At 55.9% G+C, this 6,682-nt stretch carries 5 protein-coding genes and 1 pseudogene; 2 read left to right on the top strand and 4 right to left on the bottom strand.

Features of this window, described 5'->3' with window-relative positions; all coding sequences use genetic code 11:
* Nucleotides 1-277 (top strand): annotated as a pseudogene (locus B0G52_RS36390) (hypothetical protein); the annotation flags it as partial.
* 358 nt (nt 278-635) lie between these two features.
* Here B0G52_RS36390 and B0G52_RS33220 read toward each other — a convergent pair.
* Together B0G52_RS33220 and B0G52_RS33215 are read right to left on the bottom strand one after the other, a co-directional pair.
* A complete protein-coding gene (locus B0G52_RS33220; protein ID WP_094050736.1) occupies nt 636-1,088 on the bottom strand; it encodes a VOC family protein in 453 nt (150 codons plus the stop codon).
* A 653-nt stretch (nt 1,089-1,741) separates the two neighbouring features.
* Nucleotides 1,742-3,787: a beta-galactosidase gene (locus tag B0G52_RS33215; protein ID WP_094050735.1), complete on the bottom strand. Its 2,046-nt coding sequence runs from the start codon at nt 3,785-3,787 to the stop codon at nt 1,742-1,744.
* Nucleotides 3,788-3,951: 164 nt separating this feature from the next.
* On the opposite strand from B0G52_RS33215, the gene B0G52_RS33210 reads away from it, so the two are divergent.
* Nucleotides 3,952-4,794 (top strand): AraC family transcriptional regulator, encoded by an 843-nt coding sequence (locus B0G52_RS33210; RefSeq protein ID WP_233163300.1) that lies wholly within the window; start codon nt 3,952-3,954, stop codon nt 4,792-4,794.
* Here B0G52_RS33210 and B0G52_RS33205 read toward each other — a convergent pair.
* Both B0G52_RS33205 and B0G52_RS33200 read right to left on the bottom strand, forming a co-directional pair.
* A complete protein-coding gene (locus B0G52_RS33205; RefSeq protein ID WP_094050734.1) occupies nt 4,722-5,450 on the bottom strand; it encodes a DUF1361 domain-containing protein in 729 nt (242 codons plus the stop codon). The genes B0G52_RS33210 and B0G52_RS33205 overlap by 73 nt on opposite strands.
* 89 nt (nt 5,451-5,539) lie before the next feature.
* A complete protein-coding gene (locus B0G52_RS33200; protein WP_094050733.1) occupies nt 5,540-6,523 on the bottom strand; it encodes an aldo/keto reductase in 984 nt (327 codons plus the stop codon).
* Nucleotides 6,524-6,682 lie beyond the last annotated feature (159 nt).

Here is a 6,682-nt window from a genome sequence, read left to right as displayed (position 1 = left end):
ACGGGATATGAATAAAAAGCTCGCGTGGATGGGGTACGATGTGACTTGGTGGATTGGCCGAACGTTCCTGGGCATCGGTCCTAAGCACCTGCAGGTGTATCTTGATCAATTTTGCTATTATTACAATCGCGGCCGATCCACCCTCTACGTTCAATTACTCGCCGATTGCATCCATTCTTCCACCATCACCTATGCTGAACTTACGAAGTCTAGCGGCCGTTCCCGATCTGGCAGACTGACGCGAGCTTCACGACAACCATCGCTTAAGCTTGGATGATGTGCTCCTTTTCGAACGGAAAGAGGCTAATCCCTCACCCTCCACAATCTCGTTCTTTTTCAAAGGCTATGTAAATCCTGATGTTGATCTTTACGACAAGGAAACCTCCTCGTTGAAGAGACGGCTTATTAAGCTATCGTACCCGTTGGTTGAGTTCTCAAATTTGGTTTTGCATTGATTTCCGTTAAAGTTCATGTATCACGAAGTCCCCCGCGAGTTAGAACAGCTTGCTGCGAGCCGCGATACGGGTAGTCGGTGCGAAAATACTTCCTCGTTCGGGACCGAGGGTCGCCTAGACCCGGAGTGTGAATGCAGTGTTTATATGTATATTTCAGTTAATTACCCCTTTAAACGTCACTCATTTATTACCGAGTTGTTCCGCCAAACCGATTAGAAGCCCTTCATTTCCACGAATGTAGCAGAGCCGATACGAGTCCTCGTACTGAACCACTTCGCCAACAAGCTGAGCACCATGTTTAGCGAGTCTGGAGACCACTTCGTCAATATCTTCAACGGTGAACATGACGCGTAGATAACCGAGGGCATTTACAGGAGCGCTTCGGTGATCTGATATAGTAGGTGGAGTAAGAAATCGCGAAAGTTCAAGTCGGCTGTGGCCATCTGGGGTAACCATCATAGCAATCTCTACACACTGTGAACCCAGCCCGGTTACGCGACCAGCCCATTCCCCTTCGACAGTAGCTCGCCCTTCAAGCTTCAAGCCAATCTCCTCGAAGAAAGAGATTGCGCTATCAAGGGATTCTACAACAATACCAACATTGTCCATTCTTAGTAATTTGTTTTTTACCATAGTTTTATCTCCTCATGTGTACAAATTTATTACCTGATCATCTTCATAGCTTTATTCTAGCAAGAATTACTAATTGCTTCCAAACAATTAAGAGAAGAGGCACTATACCTACATTCTGTGATGCAGAAAAACTGAGCAGACGGGATAGCGGCAAAAGAACGGAAAAGGCACTACGTACAGATTCAGAATGTGGTGCAGAAAAACTGACTGGACGGGATAGCGGCAAAAGAAGAGAAAAGGCGCTACGTACGTATTCGGAATGCGGTGCAGAAAAACTGAGCAGACGGGATAGCGGCAAAAGAAGAGAAAAGGCGCTACGTACTTATTCGGAATGCGGTGCAGAAAAGCTGAGTCGACGGGATAGCGGCAAGAGAGGCAGAGAACGATAAACTCAGCAGCGGATCTCTATATGTGTTTATGCAAAAAGAGGGAGCACAGGTTTTCCGCCGCCGATCGGCAGGAAACGCCCGCGCTCCCTATATCGCTGTATTCCCGTACCTCTGTACTCCTGTATCACTGTATCACTGTATCACTGTATCACTGTATCACTGTATCACTGTATTCCTGTATTCCTGTATCGCTAGATTGCTATGTCGCTGTATACCTGTATACATAAATTACTGTGTTGCTAGTTTGTTATGTCGTTATGCCGCTTAGTCGTCCAGCTTCACGATCCATAAATCGCGGCCCGGCAGTTCGGTCTCGCCGCTCAGTGTGCGGCCGCTCAGCAGATCGACGCCCGTTCGGTCGCCCAGAGATACCGAAGCGGCTTCAGCGTTGTGATTCAAGACGAACAGATAGCTCGTTCCGTCCTTCTCCCGCACGGTCGTCTCGACGCCTTCCGGGGCCGAGGCGACCTGCGGCGCGATGCCGCGGGAAGCGCACAGCTGCGGCAGCCAATCCTGCAGGAACGCTTCCTCTGGACTCGTCGCCAAGTACCACGCCTCCCCGCTTCCGAACCGGTTCACCGTCAGCGCCGGCATGCCCTTGTAGAAATCTTCGCCGTATTCGGCGACGACTTCCGCTCCCTCCGAATGAACGAGATCGCACAGCATGCCGCAGGAATACGAGGCTTGCAATCCGTCTACCGGATTTCGGACGACGATCGTATTGCTCTGGCTCGGCAGCAGCGCGTCGATCTCCTCAGCCCAGATGCCGAGCAGCTTGCGCAACTCTCCCGGATACCCGCCAAGCGTGACGAGATCGTTCTCGTTCACGATGCCGCTAAAGAACGTCGTGACAAAAGCGCCGCCGCCTTGCACGTAATCTTCCAACCGCTTCGCGACTCCGGGCTTGACCATGTAGAGAACCGGCGCGATGACCAGATCGTACCCGCTCAAATCCGCTTCGACGGACACGACGTCCGCCGCGATGTTCGCTTTGTACAGCGCGTCGTACATTTTGTGCGCCTCGTTGACGTACTTCAGAGCGACCGTCGGACCGCTGGACAGCTCAACCGCCCACCAATTGTCCCAGTCGAACAGAATGGCGACCTTCGCCTGCACCTTCGCGTCCAGCAAGGAATCTCCCAGCTCGAACAGTTCTCGCCCCAACTCGGCGCTTTCCCGGAATACACGCGTATGCTCATGGCCGACGTGTTCGATAACCGCTCCGTGGTATTTCTCGCACGCTCCGACCGAGCGGCGAAGCTGGAAGAACATGACCGTGTCCGCGCCACGCGCCACCGCCTGGTAGCTCCACAGCCGCATGACGCCGGGGCGCTTGAGCGAATTGTACGGCTGCCAGTTTTGCTGGCTCGGCGTCTGCTCCATCAGCATGAACGGCTGGCCGTCCTTCAAGCCGCGCATCAGGTCGTGCATCATCGCCGTATAGCTGTGCGGAGTATCAAGACCGGGGTAGTTGTCCCACGAGACGACGTCCAGCTCCTTCGCCCACTTGTGGTAATCCAGTTCCTTGAACGCGCCCATCAGGTTCGTCGTCACCGGAATGTCCGGGGTATACTTTTTCACCGCGTCGTATTCCAGCTTGTAGCATTCCAGCAAACTGTCCGATTGGAATCGGCAGTAATCGAGCGAAATGCCCTGGAAGTTGGACGCCGTCCGGCCGTTCAGTCCTCGCCACTCTTCACTCAACGCGCTCGGGGGCACGATGTCCTCCCAATCGTAGAACGTATGGCCCCAGAAAGCCGCGTTCCACGCCCGGTTAACCGCCTCGATCGATCCGTACCGGCCCTGCAGCCACTTGCGGAAAGCTTCCGCACAATTGTCACAGTAGCAGTAGCCGCCGTATTCGTTGGAGATGTGCCAGATGAGCAATGCCGGATGGTTTTTGTAGCGTTCGGCCAGCTTCTCCGCCATCTGAACCGAATATTTCCGGTACGTCGGACTGTTCGGGCAGGAATTGTGGCGACCTCCGAACTTGCGCTTGCGGCCGTCGAAATCAACCCGCAGCACGTCCGGATACTTCCTCGCCATCCAGGCCGGATGAGCCGCCGTGCTCGTCGCCAGGCAGACGCCGACGCCGTCGGCGTGCAGCTTGTCCATCATCTCATCCAGCCAGCCGAACTCGTAAGTCTCCTCGTCCGGTTGGTTGCGCGCCCACGCGAATACGTTCAGCGTCGCGACGTCGATGCCGGCCAGCTTGAACATTCTCAGATCCTCGTCCCACACCGGCTTCTCCCATTGATCCGGGTTGTAATCCCCGCCGTACCATATTTTCGGCTTGCGCGCATTGATCATCGAAGGCACCCCATCATATTGTAAAATGTCGTATCTGATTAGATTATATAGGCAACATTGAACCTTATCCCATATAATAAAAGAGTTCAAGCATATAAGAATATGGAGGTTAGATAGAAATGATGCGCCGAGCCGTTCCGCCCATCCCAGCAGAATCCTTGCCCTTGCAGTTGGAGACCATCGGCAACAACCCCGATCAGGAGCCGATCCGGCGCCCCGAAGGGTATCCCTGCTATCACTGGCTGCAGACGCTCGAGGGAGAAGGGGAGCTTCGCGCGGACGACGCTAGCTTTAAGCTGCCGGAACGGTCCGGCATTTTGCTGCCGCCGCGGCGGCGGCATTACTACTTCGCGAAAAGCCCCGTCTGGAAAACGGCCTACGTCACGTTCGCGGGAACGATGGCCGACGGATTCGTCTCTGAACTGGTCGGGTCGCTGCCCGGCAAAATCCAATGGGACGACGGAGACGACGCGATAACGGAACAAACGGAGAATATGCTGAAGCTGGCGGAATCGGGGACGGACGCGTCGGGGTGGCAGAGCTCGGCGGAACTGTACCGGTTTCTGACGCTGCTGCGGACGAACGGCAGAAACAACCACTTGCCGTCTCTGAACCGCCGTTTGGAGAGGGTGCAGGACTTGCTCCAGTGGCTGGAAAAAGAATACGCCAACCCCGACTTGGGGCTGGCGGTTATGGCGGAAAGATTGGGCATCGGCGAGCGTCAATTGAACGAGCGGTTCCGGCAATCGTTCGGGCAGACCGCTTACGCCTACCTCATCCAGCTGCGCCTGCGCAAAGCGAAGGAGTGGCTGCCCGCTCGCCCCGACTGGAGCGTGCGCCGAATCGGCGAGGCGGTCGGGTTTCGCGACGCAAGCCATTTCGTCGCCACCTTCCGCCAGAAGGAAGGACTGACGCCCGAGCAGTACCGCAGGCTTCACGGCCCTTCGCCGATCGTCGCGGACGAAGAGGAGGATCTCCGGTTCCATCCGAGGAACAGCGACACGTAGACGATCAGAATGAGCGTGCCGAACAGGAGCGTGAATCCGGCCGCCTGGGCGTTGATTCCTTCCAGCACGCCTTCGATCAGGCGGAATGGGCTGAACAGCACGTCCCAGCTGTTCAGCCGGACGACTCTGCCCAGATAAACGCCGAAGCCTCCCAGGAACGATACTGTCAGGATGAACGCCCACCCTGCCAGCAAGCCGAAGTAATGGCCGACGATCTCGTGGAAATGCCGCATCGACAAGTACCCGAGCAGCAAGCCGCACCAGGAGAACAGAAAAAACAAGACGAGGTCGTACCATAGAAGCAAGCCGTCCTTATCGTAACGATTGTAGAATGTATCGAAAATGAGATGGACAAAATCGGTCGTCAAGTACGGCGCATTCGGGTACAAAAGCAGCCAAGCGACGCCCAGCACCGCCAGTCCCGTTCCCAGAACCGCGCCGCGGGCGACGCGAACGAGCGTCAAGGCGGCCATCGATACGATCAGCGGAAGCCAGGCCAGAAATAGGTTCCACAGCAGGAACCTGTACTGCACGTCCTCCATCCGAAGCGCCCTTATGGCGATAAGAGCCGCGCATAACACCGACGTCGCCGCCAAGGCGTAAAACAACGGTTCGACGATGTCGGGTGCGAATCTCGTTTTTCTCGTTCTCTCCATTTCCCTCCTCCTTTCTCATTCCCGGTTGCACTCTTCCCGCCCGCTCATGCTGATTCGACTCTACCGTTAGACCGGAAGACGGGTCTAATCTAGTAGGAGCCGCGAATATGCTCGTGAACGCTTTCCTTATAGAATGCCGCCAATCTAGCCTGCTCCTCGTCCGTGAAGGACGCCGCGGATTGCGCGGCAAGATTGTCCTCGACCTGGGCGACGTTCTTGAAGCCCGGAATGACGCACGTGATTTCCGGCTGATCGAGAATCCAGCGCAGCGAGGCGCGGGTCATGCTGTCGCGACCTTCGGCGATCCAAGCCAACTCTCCGGCCAACTCGACGCCTTTGGCGAACGGCAGTCCCGCAAACGTTTCTCCCACGTTAAAATGCTGGCCGTCGCGGTTGAAATTCCGGTGATCCTCGTTCTCGAACCGGCTGTCGCTCGTGAATTTGCCCGTCAAGAGACCGCTCGCCAGCGGAAGGCGGACGAGCAGCCCGACTTCTTGCGCAGCCGCCCGGGGAAGCAGTTCGGCAAGCGGCTTCTGGCGGAACAGGTTGAAAATAACCTGAAGCGCCTGAACGCCCGGCTGCTTCAGACAGAACAGTCCCTCTTCGACGCTCTCGACGCTGACGCCGTAAGCGCGGATTTTCCCTTCCTGCTGCAGCTTATCCAGAACCTCGAAGACGGAGCCTTGCTGCAGAATCGCCAGCGGAGGACAGTGAATCTGATAGAGATCGATCGTCTCGCGGTCCAATCGCTTCAGACTGGCTTCGCACCACTCGCGAACGCGCGCTTCCGAATAGGTGGCCGGATCGTGAATATCGCCCGCTCGGCAAAACTTCGTGGCGATATAGATGCGATCCTCCTTGCCCTTCGTCGCCTGAGCGAGCAGCCGCTCGCTCCGTCCGTCCCCGTACACATCGGCGGTGTCGAAGAAGTTAACCCCTTCGTCCATCGCCTTGTCCAACGCCCGCAGCGACTCCCGCTCGTCCGTCTGCCCCCACGATCCTCCGATCGCCCATGTCCCGAAGCTGATTTCGCTGACGTTTAATCCCGTTTTCCCAAGAGGTCGATATTTCATATAAAGGCTCTCTCCTTTATCGCGAATCTATGAACGCGCGTCCAATGCGCACCTGTCCACAATTGTATCAAAAATGGGGCGCTTTTCCCAATCGCCGCTCCTCTTGACCGCAACGGAAAAACCTTGAAGGGATCAAGCCCCTCAAGGTTCGGTTTAGCG

The organism is Cohnella sp. SGD-V74, from assembly GCF_003001675.1.
Taxonomy (GTDB): domain Bacteria; phylum Bacillota; class Bacilli; order Paenibacillales; family Paenibacillaceae; genus Cohnella.
This window is presented reverse-complemented; position numbering and strand designations above follow the sequence as displayed.

Bases quoted from the DNA above. Each gene is read 5' to 3' on its own strand.
- B0G52_RS33200 (WP_094050733.1), bottom strand. From the start codon at position 6,523: ATGAAATATCGACCTCTTGGGAAAACGGGATTAAACGTCAGCGAAATC.
- B0G52_RS33215 (WP_094050735.1), bottom strand. From the start codon at position 3,787: ATGATCAATGCGCGCAAGCCGAAAATATGGTACGGCGGGGATTACAAC.
- B0G52_RS33205 (WP_094050734.1), bottom strand. From the start codon at position 5,450: ATGGAGAGAACGAGAAAAACGAGATTCGCACCCGACATCGTCGAACCG.
- B0G52_RS33220 (WP_094050736.1), bottom strand. From the start codon at position 1,088: ATGGTAAAAAACAAATTACTAAGAATGGACAATGTTGGTATTGTTGTA.